The organism is Alloacidobacterium dinghuense (genome assembly GCF_014274465.1).
Lineage (GTDB): Bacteria > Acidobacteriota > Terriglobia > Terriglobales > Acidobacteriaceae > Alloacidobacterium > Alloacidobacterium dinghuense.
In genome coordinates this window covers 1,100,714-1,118,859 of record NZ_CP060394.1, presented here as the reverse complement: position 1 = coordinate 1,118,859, position 18,146 = coordinate 1,100,714, and the positions used below count along the sequence as shown (strand labels likewise).

15 protein-coding genes are annotated in these 18,146 nt (G+C 52.8%); 2 read left to right on the top strand and 13 right to left on the bottom strand.

Features of this window, described 5'->3' with window-relative positions:
• Positions 1-2: 2 nt before the first annotated feature.
• Genes H7849_RS04495 through H7849_RS04480 form a run of 4 tightly spaced genes read right to left on the bottom strand, consistent with a single transcriptional unit; the run spans position 3 to position 3,881 of the window.
• On the bottom strand, positions 3-572 hold the full coding sequence (locus H7849_RS04495; RefSeq protein ID WP_186744488.1) for a methyltransferase family protein: 570 nt from the start codon (positions 570-572) through the stop codon (positions 3-5).
• Positions 562-1,623: a glycosyltransferase family 9 protein gene (locus H7849_RS04490; protein WP_251106608.1), complete on the bottom strand. Its 1,062-nt coding sequence runs from the start codon at positions 1,621-1,623 to the stop codon at positions 562-564. The genes H7849_RS04495 and H7849_RS04490 overlap by 11 nt, the downstream gene beginning before the upstream one ends.
• Before the next feature lie 12 nt (positions 1,624-1,635).
• Positions 1,636-2,625 carry a tetraacyldisaccharide 4'-kinase gene (lpxK, locus tag H7849_RS04485; protein WP_186744486.1) on the bottom strand — a complete coding sequence of 330 codons (990 nt, stop codon included), beginning with the start codon at positions 2,623-2,625 and terminating at the stop codon, positions 1,636-1,638.
• Positions 2,622-3,881 carry a 3-deoxy-D-manno-octulosonic acid transferase gene (locus tag H7849_RS04480; protein WP_186744484.1) on the bottom strand — a complete coding sequence of 420 codons (1,260 nt, stop codon included), beginning with the start codon at positions 3,879-3,881 and terminating at the stop codon, positions 2,622-2,624. Before H7849_RS04480 ends, lpxK begins: the two co-directional genes overlap by 4 nt.
• A 57-nt stretch (positions 3,882-3,938) precedes the next feature.
• Between H7849_RS04480 and H7849_RS04475 the strand changes: the two genes are divergently transcribed.
• Positions 3,939-4,586, top strand: a complete 648-nt coding sequence (locus H7849_RS04475; protein WP_186744482.1) for a hypothetical protein — start codon at positions 3,939-3,941, stop codon at positions 4,584-4,586.
• A 69-nt stretch (positions 4,587-4,655) separates the two neighbouring features.
• Here H7849_RS04475 and H7849_RS04470 read toward each other — a convergent pair whose 3' ends face one another.
• The 6 genes from H7849_RS04470 to H7849_RS04445 form a co-directional block, all read right to left on the bottom strand.
• Entirely contained in the window at positions 4,656-5,336 is a 681-nt protein-coding gene (locus H7849_RS04470; RefSeq protein WP_186744480.1) for a 7-carboxy-7-deazaguanine synthase QueE, read from the bottom strand.
• A 6-nt stretch (positions 5,337-5,342) separates the two neighbouring features.
• Positions 5,343-5,720, bottom strand: coding sequence for a 6-carboxytetrahydropterin synthase QueD (queD, locus tag H7849_RS04465; protein WP_186744478.1), 378 nt, complete (start codon positions 5,718-5,720; stop codon positions 5,343-5,345).
• Positions 5,721-5,775: 55 nt separating this feature from the next.
• Complete coding sequence (locus H7849_RS04460; RefSeq protein ID WP_186744476.1) at positions 5,776-6,042, bottom strand: hypothetical protein; 267 nt, start codon at positions 6,040-6,042, stop codon at positions 5,776-5,778.
• Positions 6,043-6,188: 146 nt separating this feature from the next.
• Positions 6,189-9,422, bottom strand: coding sequence for a DNA polymerase III subunit alpha (locus H7849_RS04455; RefSeq protein ID WP_186744475.1), 3,234 nt, complete (start codon positions 9,420-9,422; stop codon positions 6,189-6,191).
• Positions 9,415-10,950 carry a DNA polymerase Y family protein gene (locus H7849_RS04450; RefSeq protein ID WP_186744473.1) on the bottom strand — a complete coding sequence of 512 codons (1,536 nt, stop codon included), beginning with the start codon at positions 10,948-10,950 and terminating at the stop codon, positions 9,415-9,417. Before H7849_RS04450 ends, H7849_RS04455 begins: the two co-directional genes overlap by 8 nt.
• A complete protein-coding gene (locus H7849_RS04445; protein WP_186744471.1) occupies positions 10,914-12,053 on the bottom strand; it encodes a P-loop NTPase family protein in 1,140 nt (379 codons plus the stop codon). The genes H7849_RS04450 and H7849_RS04445 overlap by 37 nt, the downstream gene beginning before the upstream one ends.
• A gap of 154 nt (positions 12,054-12,207) precedes the next feature.
• Between H7849_RS04445 and H7849_RS04440 the strand changes: the two genes are divergently transcribed.
• A complete protein-coding gene (locus H7849_RS04440; protein WP_186744469.1) occupies positions 12,208-13,347 on the top strand; it encodes an aromatic ring-hydroxylating oxygenase subunit alpha in 1,140 nt (379 codons plus the stop codon).
• A gap of 16 nt (positions 13,348-13,363) precedes the next feature.
• Here H7849_RS04440 and H7849_RS04435 read toward each other — a convergent pair whose 3' ends face one another.
• From H7849_RS04435 to H7849_RS04425, 3 genes are all read right to left on the bottom strand, one after another.
• The gene (locus H7849_RS04435) at positions 13,364-16,036 is read right to left on the bottom strand and encodes an ABC transporter permease (protein WP_186744468.1); all 2,673 of its coding nucleotides are present in this window, start codon (positions 16,034-16,036) and stop codon (positions 13,364-13,366) included.
• Entirely contained in the window at positions 16,033-16,374 is a 342-nt protein-coding gene (locus H7849_RS04430; protein ID WP_186744466.1) for a PadR family transcriptional regulator, read from the bottom strand. Before H7849_RS04430 ends, H7849_RS04435 begins: the two co-directional genes overlap by 4 nt.
• 121 nt (positions 16,375-16,495) lie before the next feature.
• A complete protein-coding gene (locus tag H7849_RS04425; RefSeq protein WP_222439763.1) occupies positions 16,496-18,019 on the bottom strand; it encodes an alpha-amylase family glycosyl hydrolase in 1,524 nt (507 codons plus the stop codon).
• Between the last annotated feature and the right edge of the window lie 127 nt (positions 18,020-18,146).

The following is an 18,146-nucleotide window of genomic DNA, read 5'->3' as shown; positions in this document are numbered from 1 at the left end:
TTCTAATGCTTGAAAAAAACTCTGAGGGCGAGCACAGCATATATGGCCGTCGCACCCATGAGTGCATTGTACTCGCGGTGCTTGCGGTACAGCGGGAAAGAAAAACTACCTCGCTCTATTTCGGAACCGATGCTGCCTCCGACACGAGCGGGGGTCACGCGTGGTATCAGACGTGGAACGCGTGCTGCATACGTATCAAAATCTGCGAATTTTGATCGCAGAAACTCCTCTTCCGATCGAATCACGGGAATGTAGATAATCGCAAAAAGCGCAGCCAGCAAGAGCACAATCACAATACTTTTAGATGCAGCTGCAAATCCAAACGCGATCAACATCGAGCCCAGATATAACGGATTGCGCGTGTACGAGTAAGGTCCGGTCATCGTCAACTCAGCGTTCTTCTTCACATATCCAGCTGCATAGCCGCGCAGCCACAGGCCGGGCGCTACCAGCAGCAGGCTCCATGCCATAGATAGAAGCGTGGGGCGCGCCAGCCAGATGTAGACGCCGGCAAAGACAAAGCCCATAGGCACGCGAATACGCCGCGCAACCATACTCCAGTCAGCGGACATCTTCTAAGAGCTCCATTGCAGCACTCGAAACTTCAGCAGCTGAGATCGTCAGCAGACCGGCTTCCGGCTCGGCGCGGCGAGTGTGATCGCGCTTGCTCTCAGGATGCCGCAGAATCCGAAACTTTCCCCCGAACGGCCCGTTCCGGGCGGGGTCCGTAGGGCCAAAGATACCGACGACGGGCTTACCCAACGCCGACGCCAGATGCAGTGGTCCTGTGTCGCCTGCAATCACCAATGACGCGCGACGCGTGAGAGCAATCAGTTCGTCGAGCGTCGGAGAAAGACTCATGGCAGTATTTCCGCTCGCAGAGCACACTTCTGCGGCCAGCATTTCCTCCCCTGGTCCGGAATTGATTACTGCGCCATATCCCTTGTCGGCACAAGTGCGAGCCACCTCACCAAAACGTTCAGTGGGCCATCGCTTCGCTCCCCATCCGGCTCCCGGATTCAGAATAACGAACGGCTTACCCCCGAATGCCGCAAGCTTTGTGTTGCAGTTTCGCTCGGCCCTTTCACTTACCGGCAGACAGGGCAACATGAGCGGCAAATTCTCACGAGTGACGGCATTTGCCACTTCAACGGCTTGCTCGATCACATGTGTCCCCTGTGTTGCAATATGTTCGTCAAAAAGATACCGCGCAGCCCATTCACGCGGCTTATCTTCTCCTAAAAGCCGCCGCGGATGCGCCCATTTTCCGAGCACAGCGGAGCGCACAGCCCCCTGCAGGTCAAGGCAGATGTCGTATCGTGCAGCACGTAGTTCGCGGCGTGTCTGACGAATCTGCTCTATAGTACTGGGACTTAGCGGCCGTCGCGCCCAATCTTTGGCCAGTACGATGTGAAGCGCATCGACGAGTGGCATTGCCGCCCCTCTGACGTCAGCACCTTCTCCAGCCAACAATCCACGCCACTGCGGCTCCACTGCCCAACCAATGAACCACTCGGGGTGCCTTGCACGCAAGGCTGTAACTGCAGGCAGGGCATGGAGAATGTCGCCCATTGCGCCCAGCCGCACAATGAGCACTCGTAACTGCTGACTTTCTGTTGGCAAACTCTAATTTTCTCACAGAGAATGTGCAAAGTTGGGTGGCAACAGTCCCTCAAGACTTTGCAGTACAGAAGCTTCGTCGTGCACAGCAGTCACCAATTTCGCAACCTTGAGCGGCACAACTGACGCCATCATCGTTCTCTGAGTTGGAGACAAGCGCACAAGATCTTTCTCTGTGGTAAGAAATGCCTCCGCTCTCTGTGCCTGTGCCATTCGAATAAGTTGTTGCACATCGCCCTCACTGTAGCGATGATGATCGCCGAAGGTGCTTCTTGCGACGATCTTTCCCTCCAACTTCTGTAAGGAGTGAAAGAACTCATCAGGCCGGCCTATTCCGCAGAAAGCGACAGCCTTTCCGAGATTCTCTGGAAGGATGATCGACCGCTTGACGAACCAGACAGGCTTCTCGATGCCACGCCGCTTCAACTCCTGCTCCAGATCAACATCCTCCTCTCGCAGAACGAGAACTGACGCGCGGTGTAATGAGCCGAGCGACTCGCGCAGATTCCCTGAAGGCAATAGCTTTTCCTGAAGATCACTGCGATGCATGACGACGATATCGACTGCTCTTGCCAGCCTGCGATGCTGAAATCCATCGTCGAGCAGGTGTATCCCCTTATTCCCCAAAATGTTTTCCGCAAGGAGCCCGGCTGCATAGCGCCTTGCTCCAACGTAGACAGGCACATTCGCGGACTGCGCGATGAGGACCGGTTCATCACCAAAGCGCTCCACGTCTCCAGTCGGGTCAACCTGTTCCACTGCATCCGAGTTGCGGCCGTAGCCGCGTGACAGCACATCGACATACACGCCATGTTGCTTCAGCAACCTCGCAAGAGCGATGACAAATGGCGTTTTGCCAGAGCCTCCAACAGAAATGTTGCCGACGCTGATCACTGACCATAGAAGACGCCGCGCCCTGACGAGTCCTTTGTCAAAAGCAGCATTCTTTGCCCCGACAGCCGCCGCATAGATGGGATTGAGCGGAAATAGCAGGCGGCGCGTCATGGTCGCTCACTTACAATCTCGGTCAGCGCGTCAACAGCACGCGCGGTCGCACCAGCCTCTGCTGAAAATACAGCATGGGCCCGCTCCCCGATGGCTTTGGTAGCCAATTCATCGGACAATAGTACGTTCAACTCATTTCCGATTTCGGTGGGTTGCACGATACGAATGGCATCTTGCGCCCGTAGAACATCTACGATTGTCCGAAAATTTTGATAGTTCGGTCCCATCACTACCGGAACCCGGAACTGCGCCGCTTCAAGCGGATTGTGGCCGCCGCCAGAAACCAGGCTCCCGCCAACGAATGCAACGGTTGCCAGCGAATAGATCGAGGCTAACTCGCCGATCGAATCGAGCAGGAAGATTGTGGGAGCAGAGAGTGGGGTTTGCGCGTTCATCCATTGCGTTCGCTGCACCCAAGGTTTGTCACAGCTTTCCAGCAATCGCTTTACGGAGTCAAACCGCTCAGGGTGACGTGGCGCAAGAATCAGCAGGACATCAGACGGAACAGCATCGAGCAGTATGGTTTCCTCACCTTCGAGCGTACTTCCGCACACCAGCACTTTCGATCCAGCAACGATCCGTTGCGCCAAAGCCTGTGTAACTGCGGCTGGATCAGCGACATGAATGTCGTATTTCAAGTTGCCACCATAGCGAACATTCGCGGCACCAATTGTCCGCAACCGATCGACATCAGATTCGCTCTGGGCTAGAACTATTCTGAGACTGCCGAGCAGCCGCTTCCACAGAAAGCGCAATCGCAAATATCGAGGCCAGGACCGATCCGAGATACGCGCATTCACCACCGCGACGTGAACGCCTGAACGATTGCACTCAAAAAGCAGGCGAGGCCAGAACTCCGTTTCCATGAGGACAAGCAGCCGCGGCTTCAGCCTGCGCACGTATGCGCGCACCGCGAAGGCAAAATCCAGTGGAAAGTAAAAGACGTTTTCCACCCCGAAACGCTCGCGCGCCAGTGTTTGACCGGTACGTGTCGTTGTCGACACAACAATGCGCCATCCGGGCAGAGTTCTCTTCAGGTCTTCGATCATGCGCGTAGCTGCTAACAGTTCGCCCACCGAAACTGCATGCACCCAGATGATTGGGCCGCTAAAGCGGCTGATGAGGCGTTTCGGAACGAATCCAAGCCTTTCTCCCAGCCCTTCACGGTATTTTCCGCTGGTTGCCATGCGGAAGAGCCAGTAGGGCGCACCCAGAATGATCACAAGAGCGAGGGCAAGGCTGTAGAAAAGCAGCATTCGCTTACGAATCTCACTTTACTGAAGTCTTAAGCGATGATGATAATCGTCCACAGGATGATTCGCTTTCGTTCTTTTCTTTCCCTTGGGTTCTTTGTTGCCTGTTTGATTGCACGTTCATCAGCTTTTGAGCATGGCCCGGCGGCAGCCAAGGATGCGTCCACCTATCCCGCCGTCGATATCCATCAGGACGAGCATGTCGCCATTGCCGCCGAGCCCTATAACACGGAAGAAAAGGTAAAGATCTTTAGGGTGAACTATCTCGAACACCAGTTCCTACCGATCCGCATCATTATCACTAACAGCGGTGACAGGCCCATTTCGCTGAACGATGCGCGTATTAACTTCATCAGTGCGCATGGAGACCGAATTCCAGCCGCCGAACCCGACGATGTCGAGCGCCGAATTTCTCTTCGCGATAAGGAAGGAGCCACCGTGCCGGTTGGCCCAATCCACATCCATACCAAACCAAAAACTCCCAATGGCAAGGTTGAGCAGGATTTTTCAGAGTTTGAGTATGCTGCCTTGGTTGTTGAGCCACACACGACCCGTGCCGGCTTTCTTTTCTATGATATTCAGGGGCTGGGCTCAACACCTCTACGAGGAGCAAAGCTGATGCTCCGTCAGATAAGAGATGCCGATGGGAAAGAGCTGTTTTATTTCGAAATTCCGTTCGACAAATATTTACAGACGCAACCACAGTGAAAGCGGAGAACTGATGCTCCTCAGCTTCGATGGGCATCTACTGATCCGCTCCCAAAGCACTGACAACGCCTAAACGCCCTTTTTCTGCGGCTCCCAAATGTACTTGTGAATCTGCAGACTCAGCCGAGCATCCACACCATCCGCAAGCATCCACTCCACCAACTCGCGCGGATCTAGCATGCAGTTCTCCGTGCTGCGCATTGTCGACGGCGCTTTGTGGAAGGCGGGGGATAACAAGAGACTTCTAACGCAGGCCTCAAGCGCATGCTGTCGAACGAAATTGCGAGCGAACTCATAGTCGACACGATCAGTGATGACGAATTTGACCTCGTCACCCTTCGTCAAGAACTCGAGGTTGCTTAAGCGAAAGCTACCGCCCTCACCTGATCCTGGGCATTTCACATCAACAATCTTATGTACGCCAACAGGAACGCGATCCAATGCCCGCTCACCGCTGGTTTCGATCATCAACTCGTATCCAGAGGCCAGCAATCGTTCCATCAGTGGAACCAATTCGCGCTCCTGCAGTAAAGGCTCGCCCCCGGTAAACTCGATCAGCTTCACCGGAGCTAGTTTCTCAACCTCTGCCACGATCTCGTCTTCCGAGAGTTTGTAACCGCCCTTGAAGGTATATTCCGAGTCGCACCAGGAACAGCGCAAGTTACAACCTGCTAGACGCACGAAGATACAGGGACGACCAGCAAAGCTTGATTCCCCTTGAACTGATTTGTAAATTTCAATCAGATACACGGCTCGTTACTCGTAATACGTCGCCGTAGTGGTGTCTGTTTCGTAGATCGTGCAATCTTTCACTTGGACCCGTCCGTCAGTCATCTCTGCCAACTGCTTGTTCGTTTCCTCAAAGAAATAACGCGCGAGATTTTCTGCGGATGGGTTAATCTCCGTGAACGGCTCCAACTCATTCAGCATCTGGTGATCAATGCGATCGATCACCGGGCGCATCACCTGCTTCAAATCCTTGAAATCGAGCAGAAGGCCTGCGTGATCGAGTCGCTCGCCAAGTAATGTGATGCGCACCTTGTAGTTGTGACCGTGCGGATTCTCGCACTTGCCTTTGTAATTGCGCAGGTAATGCCCAGAGGAAAACCCGCGCTCCACAGTTACTTCATACATGTCGTTGCTTGCTCTCTCAGGGGCGGTTGGGCCCTTTATCTATTGTAACTTTTTCTTAGCTGCGAGGCTTACGACTACGCATACCTAGGCGCTCCTGAAAGCGCCGCTCTTCGGCTCGACGGTCCACCTGTTCAAACATCGCAGTCATTACACCGAAAAGCGCAATCACTAACCCGCCGAGCGTAAGAAACAGCGAAGTTGTCTTCCATAAGGAACCATTCCCAGGAAGTCCAGTCTGCCCATTACCGATCAACGTCATGCCACACGAAATCAGGGCGAATAGTAACAGTGTTCCGGCGAGAATGTAAAGATTACGGGCCATGCTCACTTTAATGCTAACGGATTCCGGTCAGTCCCTGCACGAATGCCACAGGTTCAGAAGGTCGTAGCCAATGCCGCCATTGAATCGCTGGCGATCTCTTGGGACGCGCGCAACTGGACGCAATCATGAGCGCAGCTTCACAGCGCTCAGTGAAAATCATGCGACCTGACATCAACAGCGCTAACAGCAAGACGTTGGATTGAGGAAGCTTTTACTGAAACAACTCCATCTTGATTCTGTACTGTTCCTTCGACCAGCAAAATCTTGCCCGAAGTGACCACTATTTTGTTTTGCTCGTAAAGACTGGGGTGAATGATTACGTTTGATATTCCGCTTTCATCTTCAAGGCTCAGAAACACGAAGCCGCTGGCAGTTCCCGGCCGTTGGCGAGCAATCACACATCCAGCTGTTCTCGCGGGCTTGCCATCCTTCACTCTATGCAGGTCAGCGGCCTTGGTGATACCAAGGCTATTCATGCGCTCACGATGGAATGAGAGAGGATGCTTATCACTTGTTGCCCCGGTTAACTTGAAATCCGTTACCAGACGCTCCTCCGTGGTCATAGCAGCCAGTGGGGTTGAGATGTCCAATTCGCAAGCATCTGCAACCTTCTCAAACAAGGGTCCCGTTGGCTGGCCAGCGCGTTCAGCTCGCCAAAGTGCTGTGCGGCGATGATGTTTTTCTCCTATCCAGTTCAACGCGCCAGCCCTTGCCAGCAACGTTAACTCTGACTTTCGGATGCCAGGTACACGACGCTGCAGATCGTATTCAGAAATAAACGGGCCATCTGCCTTTCTGGCGATAGTAATGGAATCACCAGTCTGCTGGCGCAGTCCTTTGATATATCTGAGACCCCATCTCAGGGCGAGTCGGTCGGAGTACTTACTTCTCTCAGTGTCGCTCAACTCTTCCAGCGCGCATTGCCACTCCGAATGCTGCACATTTATGGGAAGAACCTTCAAACCGTGACGTTTTGCATCATTTATCAACGTCGAAGGCGAATAAAAGCCCATCGGCTGATTATTGAGCATGGCACAAGTGAACGCAGCAAGATAATGCTGCTTAATGTATGCGCTGGCGTATGCAATGAGTGCGAAGCTGGCAGCATGAGACTCAGGGAACCCATACAATGCAAATGAACTGATGGCCTGCACAATCTGCTCTTGAGCTTCCGGAGTAACATTCTTGTCTGTCATGCCTTTGCGAAGTTTCCCTTCTAGAGCTTTCATTTTCTCGCGTGAACGACGCATTCCAACCGCTCGGCGCAACTCTTCTGCCTCACCACCTGTGAAACCAGCCACCACCATTGCAATACGAATCAGTTGCTCCTGAAAGAGGGGCACACCAAGGGTACGCTTAAGCACAGGCTCAAGCAGCGGGTGGGGATATGTAATCTCCTGCCTCTTCTGCCTGCGCAGCATGTAGGGATTCATCATCTTGCCGACGATTGGCCCCGGCCTGATGATGGCCACTTGTACCACCAGATCGTAAAATTCTTCTGGTTTATTGCGCGGCAGAGCGGACATCTGTGCGCGGCTCTCTACCTGGAACATCCCTACTGTGTCCGCACGTTGAAGAGTTTTATAAACTTCTGGATCTTGTGGGAGTTGGGCCAGATCAAGAGGGTCACCGTAATGACGCGGGACAAGTTCCACGCAATCCTTCATCACTGCCATCATGCCTAGACCCAGCAGATCAACTTTAATGATCTTCATATCGGCACAGTCCTCCTTATCCCACTGAACGACTGTCCTGCCAGGCATGGAGGCACGTTCCAAAGGCACTACTGAATCGAGATGACCCTGGCAGATCACCATACCGCCTGAATGCTGACTCAGGTTTCGCGGCAAGTCCTGCATCCGCGTACATAGCTCCAGATATTTCGCAATTCGTGGATGCCTGAGGTCAAAGGAGGCAGCGCGGAAGCTGTTTTCCAGTGTGTCGTCCGGGCCTTTCCATTCCCATGCTCCTACCAGCGAGGTCAACCGGCCTAAAGTGCCATGGTCAAAACCGAGCACTTTGCCAGCCTCGCGGGATGCAGATTTTCCACGATAGGTCGTGACATTCGCGGTCATGGCGGCACCCAGCTCACCATAACGCTTGTAGATGTATTGAATGGCTCGCTCTCTATCTGTATCGCTAGGCAGATCCATATCGATATCCGGCCACTCTCCGCGCTCTTCCGATAGAAATCTTTCAAAAAGCAATCCCATGCCGACTGGGTCAATTGCGGTGATCTCAAGCGCGTAGCAAACTACACTATTCGCTGCTGAACCTCGCCCTTGTACAAGGATGCTATTGCGTTTACAGAACTGCACGATATCCCAAACAATCAGGAAATAACCCGCCAACCCAAGCTGCTCGATTAAGCGCAATTCTCTCTCGGCCTGCTTTTGCGCTTTGATAAAAAGATTCGCATTGTTCTTCGGCAAGTAGCGTAGAAGTATTCCTTTGCTCACTTGCTCGCGCAGAAAATAGTCCATCGTTTGCCCACCTGGAACCGGATAACCTGGGAACTGATAGCCGAGATCATTCATTTCATACTGCAAACGAGACGAGAGTTCTTTTGTGTTGGCAATCGCTTCCGGGTAGTCATAGAACAACTGCCGCATCTCATTGGCAGGACGTAGATGACGCTCAGAATTGTTTGCCAGTAAACGGCCTGCAGTATCGAGCGTCTTCTTATGACGGATGCAGGTAAAGACATCCATTACTTCGCGTTCGTATGCTGTCGCGTAACTAATCCCACCTGTAGCCAGCAGAGGCAGGTTTAATGATCGCGCAATACTGACAGCAGCACGGTTGCGATGCTCTTCCTCGCGGTTGAAGTGACGCTGCAGTTCTATGTAAACATTGCGCCGGCCAAAAATTCCTACCAGATTCTCCACGACTTTCAACGCTGCATCGTATCCACCGCCGGCAAGCGCAGCCGCGAAGGGGCCTTCGTCACCACCTGTGAGGCAGACGAGCCCCTTACTGAATTGCTTCATGTCACTTTCAAGTGCTGAGCCTTCTGCTTTCGTGCTTTCACGCATCTTGAAGCGAGTAATAAGTCGACAAAGGTTCTGGTAGCCAGCACGCGACTTCACGAGCAGAGGCAGGCGTACTGGTTCAACAGGACATTTGTGAGGCAGATATGCCGGCGGCCCGGATCGTTGCCCCAAACCAGAGACGGCAGTTTCTGCTCCGATGTGAGCTTTGATTCCTAACTTCTGACCTGTCGCGTGAAATCGTGGCGCACCGTATATTCCATTGCGATCTAATAGAGCCATCGATGGCATTCCAAGATCGGCAGCACATGCCATCAGAGTTTCAGGCAGGGATGCGCCTTCAAGAAAGCTGAAAGCGGATCGTGCGTGAAGCTCAACATAGTCAGTCATATGTCCCTTGCACGCACCAGCAGTTTGAGTTGGGGTCACGCTCTATCCGGCAGGTTTGTATTGAACTGCCGTTTTCCAGCTTTACATCCCATTGTTCCCCGTTCCAGGTCGATTCAGACCACCATTGACCGCTGAGACGCCAAGGACCGGCATGCTCAACAACAACATATTTCTGGCCATTCCAAAACACATGCTCTGGCGCGGTTCCATTTAGCAAAACACCGATAGATTGAGGTGGACGATATATGCGCAGTGCCGTCGACCTGGACGCGGGTCGCTGCTGCAATTTCGTACATAATGGAGAAAACGGCGTCATGTGAAATGCATCCCGCCTATTTTCGTCGAGTAACTCCGGTGAGCCGACACGCTCGTTGCCCAGCAACTTACGCAGACGTGCCAGTAGTACTTCTAGACTTCCTGGCTCAGGAGACTGGGGCAGGAATAAACCATGCTGTGCGCGATGTGGTTTTGCAGATTGCGCACGAAGTTCAAGCCCAATGATTGCGGCCTTTGGTGGATGAGTTTCCAGGTCTAGCTGCACAAGCTTGAGCAGCGTTCGTTGGTCTTGCAGAGGCAGTGCAGGTCGGACAACGCGCCGGTAAACCTGAAACCGTCCATCTGCATCTCGTTCCAATTTCAAGATGACTTGCAGAGATGCAATAGCGCGCGAATGCGATGCTGCTCGCTTAAGTAGTTGGTCAATCATTCGCGCCAGCAGGAACAACAACGGCTCAAGCATCTCGACTGGATAATCCAGTTCAATTTTCTCTATCAATCTCGATTCAAGGTCTGCCTCGATTGGAACCATGAGGTGTGGCCATTCTCCGCGAGCAAGCGCATGCAGAAACTTTCCGCTCTGCCCCATCCGAGACACGAGGTCAATTTCGGGCAAAGAGGCGAGTTCCGCGAGCGTGCGAATTCCCCATGATGCGAGCGTCTCTGCCTGCTCCGGCTCAGGATCTAGAACAGATATAGGCAGCGCTCCTAATGCTTTCGCTTCGTTCTGGGGTGGAATAACCGAGATCCCCGCCTTACCACGCGCAAGACAACAAGCGGCATGAAAGTTCTGTGAGACCGCAATGTTCACCAGAAAACCTGCTGCCATCACTCTACGGCGCAATTTGTTCGCGAGTTGCGCAGAATCTCCAAACAGGCGATGCATGTTTTGAATGTCGAGCACATATGTCCCGGGATGAGCTTCAATCGCTTCAATGCGTGGAGAGAAGCAACAAAGTATTGTGTGCAGGATTATGAGCCCGGCCTCTTCGCGCTCTCGATCTCGACGCAAAACAGTTGCGCCAGCAAAGGATTCAGCTTGCAAACGGCTCATCGCTTCCTGGATACCCAATGCTCGGGCCTGCTTGTTTGTTGCGAAGACCGTTTCTAACGGAGACTCGCCATCAATTAACGCCACTGCCTTCTTGCGCAGTTCCGGTCGCTGTTGTGTGAGGGACTGAACGTTAAAGTCCGGAGTGTGCAAAGCAGCATACATCACCGCACCTTTGCCCATTCCGTTTGGGTCTGCCATTCGGCTCTGGCAGGTGGTTTCTTCTGGATGATTGCTGAGCTTTCATTCCGATTTCGTTCTCGTATCAGCGTGTATTGCTGATTCTGGAAGAGTGGAGTTTCACCATTGCTCCACGCCTGATTGCCTGCCGACTCGCTGATAAGCACAAGGGCAGCACAACTACTTGCACATGGTGATGGGGTAAGAAGAATTAGAGCAGTACGTGCTTGTTCGGCTGCAAGCCTGAAGCGATACCAGGTGGCCAAAGGAATGCGCATTAAATGCCAAGATGTAAGATCGCTCATATCGAGCACAATTGCAGCGAAACCTCCAGCCTGGAGCAGCAGATCAGTCGCTCTAAGCGCCTGATCCAGACGTGACCAAGGGTTTTCGCTTGATGGAAAAGGTTTAGTGGCCATTTTTCTGCTGAATCTGGGTTCGGCCGGATTGACGTCAACAAATTCTCGAAGGAAATACTCGCCTCGTCTGGCAGGCAGACGATCGTATGCCACTTGTTCGTTGCGCTGAGCGCGGGGCAATGGTGCTGCGCATCTCGGTTCAGTTAGGGGACGATTTGTTCTGCCAGGAGTACCTATGCTTTTATCACGTAACAAACCACCTTCCCCTTTGAAGAGGAGCGAGACAGCGCTATCCATTCCATGCATCTCATTTCGAGGGTGCTGACCGCCACCGCTTTGATAAGTAGTCGGCCTTATCTTTGTAGCTGGCAATGAAATTTGGCTTACACTCTGAGGATCACATGCCCTTTGTTCAGATTTTGCAGGATTGATGCGCAGCCAGAGCAGCCTTTGTAGCACAATGCCGGCCGCAGCCGCTGATTCGGGAGACAGGGCATCGCTAACATCTACCCAAGCGCAGGCAGCCCCCGATTGTGTAATTCCAGAGAGAACAGAAAGTGCAAGCGAGGTTCGTCCTGTTGAAGCCGCTCCACTTATTTCCGTAATACTTCCGCAAGGAATCCCGCCTTCGAGTATTGAGTCTGCCTCCGCTATGCCAGTCGTAAAGAGCTCCGGCGGTTGTTTGATTTTTGGTGTGAAAGCCGCAGGAACACGATGTGCAAGTGTGGCCTCAATTTGAGCGCGAAGCTGTGCTGCTGTCGACATAAGACAAAAACAGCATAGGCGAAACAAAGGCGAAAGTCACTAGGACTTTTAAAGATTTGAAGTCAAAAATTCCGGGGCAGGCATTTCCTGTAAACTCGCCCCGAACGTCTTAAAAACAGTCAAACCTAGACTCGCGTTGCGCGGAAGGAACATTATGCACACCCCACTCTCCGAACTATTGGATCTTTACAATCCCGATGCCCTGCTGGAGGAGGCTTATACGTTACCAGCAGCATGGTACCGGGATGAACAAATCGCAAGTTTGGAGCATGAACGCATCTTCAGCCGCAACTGGATTGCGGTGGGACGCGTTGATCAAGTCGCTGTGCCTGGTCAATTCTTCACCATAAATCTGACAGGAGAGCCCCTCATTGTAGTACGTGGGGCTGACGGCGAGCTTCGAGCTTTCTACAATGTATGCCGGCATCATGCCACCGCCGTCGCCAATGTTCCATGTGGCATAGCTGATCATCTGCGTTGCCCGTATCATGGTTGGACCTATGGACTGGATGGTTCCTTGAAAGGAGCCCCGGAATTCGCAGGAGTGCGCGACTTCAACCGCGCAGAGAACGGCCTTGTTCCAATTCGTGCAGCTACTTGGGAACAATTCGTGTTTATCACCCTGAACGAAAATGCTCCCTCACTTGAGCACTTTCTTGGGGACCTGCCGGTAAGGACAGCGCCACTTTCTCTCAGCAAGATCCACTTTTTCGAGAGAAAGACCTATACCCTCGCATGTAACTGGAAAGTCTACATGGATAACTATCTGGATGGCGGATATCACGTACCTCACTTACACAAGGGGCTTAACAGTGTTCTGGATTACAAAGAGTACACAATCGAGAACAGCGAACGTTACTGCCTGCAGACAAGCCCAATGGTTGCTACACACGACAATACTTCCATCGGGACGACAAGGACGGGCGATCGTGCTTATTACTATTGGCTCTATCCCAACTTCATGATCAACGTATACGAAGGCGTCATGGATACGAACCTGGTTCTTCCGCTCACAGCGGACACATGTCTCGTCCAATTCGATTTCTTTTTTTCTGATATTAGCGACAACAAGGAGAGCTACAACCTTGAGAGTGTTACCGTCAGCGATCGCATTCAAGATGAAGATGTAGCTATTTGCGAATCCGTGCAGCGTGGATTGCACTCACGTGCTTATGGCGCAGGCAGACTCTCGGTCCGCCGTGAGGCTGGAGAACATCTTTTTCACCGCCTCCTGGCAAACGACCTTCGTAACCTTCACGAACTGGTTCAACTAACTAAGACATCAAATGAATAGGACTATCTGAGCGAGTTTATTCCTCGCGGAGAAGAATCAAGGGGCTAACGGAGAGTGCGCGTTGCGCTGGAATCCATGTGGCAACCAGACCCAGGATCAGCATGATCAGAACAACGCCGGCCAGCACCAGAGGATCGCGCGGCGTTGCTTGATACACAATAAAAGCCAAAACCTTGGTTGCCAAAAGACCTAGGAACAATCCTAGTGCAGACCCGAGCGCCAGGAGTTTGAAAGCCCGTCCTAACGCTGCCTGCAAGACTTCCACTCTCTGCGCACCGAGGGCCACGCGAATTCCCAGCTCCCGCAAGCGCTTGCTGACTGAATACGCAGCCATTCCAAAGATACCCGTTATCGAGAGCATCGCCCCCATAACACCGAGCACGCCAAGCGAAATCGTTGCCATACGAGCGGCGAATAGGGCTCCATAGAGTTGTTGGTCCCACGTTTGGATGTCGGCTGGCAGGCCAGCGTCTAACTCATGCAGTTTACTTCTTAAGGCTGCAGTGAGTTGCTTCGGATCTCGGCTCGAGCGCACCACGAGCAAGGTTTCGTTCACCGGCGTTTGCTGCATGATGGGTAGAAACATGGCTGGCTGAAGATCTTCGGTAATGCTGCCGTATTTTCCGTTTTCGACGATTCCTACGACTTGTATCCGCGTTCCATCCCGCCTCTTGAAATATCCGCCAACTGCACCGGCTACTGAGCCAAATATTCGATCTGCAAACTCTCGGTTCACGACCGCTACTTGTGACGCGTTTCTGTCGTCGTGCCAAGTGAGCGACCTGCCTGCTAACAATGCCGTCCTTGCCGCATCGAAGTATTCCGGGGATATGTTGTATAGCATGGCTTCGGCGACGGCATTCTTGGGCCTGAGATCGGTCGTCGTATCGGTAAATACGCTCGAACTGTTCGCGCCGTAATACAGCGGCGATCGGTCTACTAAACCCACAGCTTGTACACCTGGAATCGTCTTCAGACCTTCGATCATGCGCTTCTGCATTAAAGGCGCACGATCGCCGCTGTAGCCAGCCATCATCAGGTTGGTGCCAACAAGCATTGCGTTCTTTGGTTCAAAACCAAAATTACTGTGCAGCGAACGTATGAGACCGCGCACGGCTACCATCGAAGACGTGACCAGCACGGCGCAGATCGCAATTTGCGCGACAAGCAACAGGTCTTGAACCGTAATCCGGCTTCCAGTGGCACGCGTGAACCTACCGGCTGGTCCTGACTTGACCACCTCGTAGGGATTCGTTCGAAGTATCTGTCTTACCGGCACGGCGGCAAAGAGAAGGCCGCTCGTGAAGGCCAATAGCAAAGCGACCACGTAGACTTTCGCGTCCGGATCCGCAGGTATATGAAGGGAGAATACTCCTGGAAGCGGTCTCCATACGCTTAACCAACGCAACAACATCACGCTGGCTGCCAATCCGATGATGCCTCCGATTAACGAAATCAAGATAGCTTCAGTGAACACCTGTCGCAGAATTCGTCTGCGACTTGAACCAAGCGCGAGCCGCAGAGCCACCTCTCGCCCACGATCTGCGGCTCGTGCGGCGAAAAGGCTCCCTAGGTTCGCGCATGCAGCGAGCAGAATCAGCCCGGCAAGCAACATCAATCCTGCAAGGAATTCGCGTACTGGATCACCCAGCCAGTCTCCGGCAAGATATGGACGCGTTAAGTAAAATGTCATTTGTCCATCGTCTTTTGGGTAACTCTTTTCCAGGTAAGCGCCGATAGAGTTGAGGTCAGAAATAGCCTGTAGCGGAGTGACTCCCTTTTTAAGGTGTCCCATCACCATCAAAATGCCACGATATCCGCGCTCGTTCAGGACATTCGTACCCTCTACTTGCTCCTGATTGACGATCGGCACCCAGATATCGGGAGCCGCAAATAAAAGAGTCCCTTTGAACTCAGGTGGAGCTACACCGAGGATGGTAAAGGGATGCCTGTTCAGTTGAACTACACGACCCACAGCGTTGCGATCATCCTGAAAGTGGCTGTGCCAATAGGCATAGGAGAGCACGATGTATGGCGCGCTGTTTGGTCCATGCTCATCTGTGCGATGGAAGAAACGGCCAAGATAGGGCCGAATCCTAAGCACGTCGAAGTAATTCCCTGTTACTTCAAAAGACCAGACGCCGGATGGATCTTTACCCGTGTCGAGACCTGCGCCGGTAACGTTATAAGCGGCCAAGTCATCAAAGCTGCGGTTGCGATCACGCAAATCTACATAATCAGGATATGAATGATTGATGGCCTTATCGCTCCCACGCTCAATTGCATAAAGGCTCTGAGCCTGAGGCACATTCAGCGGGCGCAGGATCATGGCGTTCAATACAGCAAAAACAACAGCGTTTGCGCCAATTGCCAAGGCCAGCGTCAAAACGGAGATGATGGTGAACCCCGGGGACTTCCTCAAGATACGGAGACTGAATCGTGCATCCTGCAAAAGCGTCTCGAAGAAATGGCTGCCGAGCGATTCGTAGCTCTCCTGCCTGAACTTCTCATAGCCTCCAAACTCAATGCGCGCTCTACGCTCGGCTTCGGCACGATCAAGACCCGAACGCTCAAGGTCTTCGATTCGGAAGTGGATGTGCGACAAGAACTCTTCCTCCATGTCGTATTGAATATGGGAACGACGCACGAGCTTGCCGGCGAGGGAAAGGAAATATGCCAGAAACTTCATATCTCCTCCGATTGGGCCGCGAGGGCCGCGGCCATAGCCGTTGACAGGCGGTTCCAGTCTTCGGTCTCTTGGCGAAAGCGCTTGCGACCGGTCGCGGTGAGTTCATAGAACTTAGCTCGCCGATTGTTCTCTGATGTGCCCCAGCTTGCCTTAAGCAGACCCTGCCGCACCAGACGGAACAAGGCGGGATAAAGCGCGCCCTGTTCAATGAGCAGCGCCTGGCCCGACATTTGTCCAATACGCAAAAGAACACCGTATCCGTGCAAAGGACCTAGAGAGACGGCTTTCAGAATGAGCAGATCGAGTGTGCCAGGAAGAATCTGAGCCTGGTCGGCCATGTATCCCTCCTAAAATGATTAGGAGAGTAGCTCAGGCTCTCCTAAGCTGTCAAGGAGAAATCATCTCGGATGGCTAATAACTAATAAAATCGCTCCATAATCGAATGACCTTCGATCACTTCTAGGCTAATCGTGTCAGCTCGAAGAAGTGGAAGTTCCACGGACCAAGGTCTACGTATAGGCCCGGGGACTGCATCTGATCCCCGTCACGCTCGTGAACCTCGCCGCAAAGCCGATCCGTTAATTTCCATGCCCTGCCTTCGATGTCTGACCATGGAATCTGCACCTCGGCTTGAGCCGGCTTGTCACTCAAATTGACTACGATGACGTATCTTTCTTCATCTTTGAGCCAGCACCATGTAACGAGGTTTTGATAGCTCGGGTTATCGACCCAGCCGGATCGTCCACACAAACGCCATTCACCTTCGCGAAACACTGATTGACCGGTTACATCGAGTAGGTTTTTGGCGAATGTTTGCAAATCCTCATCGGCGGGCTCATCCGGGCGTCTTCCCAGAAATACCGGCGGCCTCACTTTCCGTCCTTCAAACTGCCCTTCGTGGAAGAGCCTTGCTCCTGGTAGTGTGGCAACGATCAACATGGCGGATCGAAGTTTCGCGGCTGAAAAGGTGGTGCCAGCGCGCGGCTCGTCGTGGTTCTCGATAAAACGAAGCAGTTTGTTTTGATACGCAGGATCGGCGCACAGATGCAACCGAACGCTCTCTGCGTCGCCGTGTTCGAGCCGATCGTAGAGCTTCTTGTCGTAGCAGAAGTCGAATCCTTGTTGCTGAAGTTCCCACTCCAAATCCCAATACGCCTCGGCAATGAAAAGGAATCCGGGGTGCCTGTCCTTTACAGCGGGGATCACTTCTCTCCAATACTCCGTTGCAGGCCGCAGATTGGTGCGGCCTGTCCAAGTACGCTCGAAGATAGGATTCATTACGAGCATCGCCATATCGCAACGCACGCCATCACACTGCTGCGCAATGTTTGAGAGACTTTCAACCACAGCTTGCCGCAGACCTGGCTCAAATGCATTTAACTGCAGAACGTCCGGCCACGCCGGGAAGAAGGGATCGCGCCCGCAGGCAAAGACGTTGCCATCCACATCGATGAAGGACGATGGATCATTCCTGGCGTCTTCACGATCGCCTCGGATGAAATACTCTGGATGTTCTCTCACCCAGGGATGGTCCGGCGCAACATGATTGGGCACAAAATCGAGCACTAAGTTCCGTCCCCGCCGTGACAGTTCAGCACGCGCAATTGCTAGGCCTTCGGCGCCTCCGAGATGCTGATCGACCACATAACGCCGCACACAGTAGGGCGATCCCACGTTGTCATCTTTGCTAAAGTCAGGAAGCGCTCGTTGAAAATCTTCAATCAGGCTCTGATTTCGATTCGCGATTGAAATACCGGCGGGACTTCGCTCCCATACACCCATCAACCACACTGCATCGAAACCATACTCAGCGATCGCATCCCATTCACACGACGGGACAGATGCCAAGTCAACTATGGTTCTATATTTCTCACTCAATTCAGTGAGCCAGACCCACGTGTTGATTTCATACAAAAAAGGATACTGGGGCCATGTTGACATGTGAGAAGGTGTGCCGTTTTTAGCCGGTGGTGAAGTCATCATTACACTCCTCTTGCTTACGACTATCCTAAGAGTCTATTGAACCTCAGATCAGGAAAGCTCGGGCAAAGATTCGGTGATTCGTAGTAACCTTCATAATCTCTATTTATGGTTACTATGAAAGGGGCTT

What these genes read in the sequence shown, in the direction of transcription:
- H7849_RS04435 (WP_186744468.1), bottom strand. Translation starts at nt 16,036, where the DNA reads ATGAAGTTTCTGGCATATTTCCTTTCCCTCGCCGGCAAGCTCGTGCGT.
- H7849_RS04460 (WP_186744476.1), bottom strand. Translation starts at nt 6,042, where the DNA reads ATGGCCCGTAATCTTTACATTCTCGCCGGAACACTGTTACTATTCGCC.
- H7849_RS04475 (WP_186744482.1), top strand. Translation starts at nt 3,939, where the DNA reads ATGATTCGCTTTCGTTCTTTTCTTTCCCTTGGGTTCTTTGTTGCCTGT.
- H7849_RS04480 (WP_186744484.1), bottom strand. Translation starts at nt 3,881, where the DNA reads ATGCTGCTTTTCTACAGCCTTGCCCTCGCTCTTGTGATCATTCTGGGT.
- H7849_RS04430 (WP_186744466.1), bottom strand. Translation starts at nt 16,374, where the DNA reads ATGGCCGACCAGGCTCAGATTCTTCCTGGCACACTCGATCTGCTCATT.
- H7849_RS04425 (WP_222439763.1), bottom strand. Translation starts at nt 18,019, where the DNA reads ATGATGACTTCACCACCGGCTAAAAACGGCACACCTTCTCACATGTCA.
- H7849_RS04445 (WP_186744471.1), bottom strand. Translation starts at nt 12,053, where the DNA reads ATGTCGACAGCAGCACAGCTTCGCGCTCAAATTGAGGCCACACTTGCA.
- queD (WP_186744478.1), bottom strand. Translation starts at nt 5,720, where the DNA reads ATGTATGAAGTAACTGTGGAGCGCGGGTTTTCCTCTGGGCATTACCTG.
- H7849_RS04440 (WP_186744469.1), top strand. Translation starts at nt 12,208, where the DNA reads ATGCACACCCCACTCTCCGAACTATTGGATCTTTACAATCCCGATGCC.
- H7849_RS04455 (WP_186744475.1), bottom strand. Translation starts at nt 9,422, where the DNA reads ATGACTGACTATGTTGAGCTTCACGCACGATCCGCTTTCAGCTTTCTT.
- H7849_RS04495 (WP_186744488.1), bottom strand. Translation starts at nt 572, where the DNA reads ATGTCCGCTGACTGGAGTATGGTTGCGCGGCGTATTCGCGTGCCTATG.
- H7849_RS04450 (WP_186744473.1), bottom strand. Translation starts at nt 10,950, where the DNA reads ATGGCAGACCCAAACGGAATGGGCAAAGGTGCGGTGATGTATGCTGCT.
- lpxK (WP_186744486.1), bottom strand. Translation starts at nt 2,625, where the DNA reads ATGACGCGCCGCCTGCTATTTCCGCTCAATCCCATCTATGCGGCGGCT.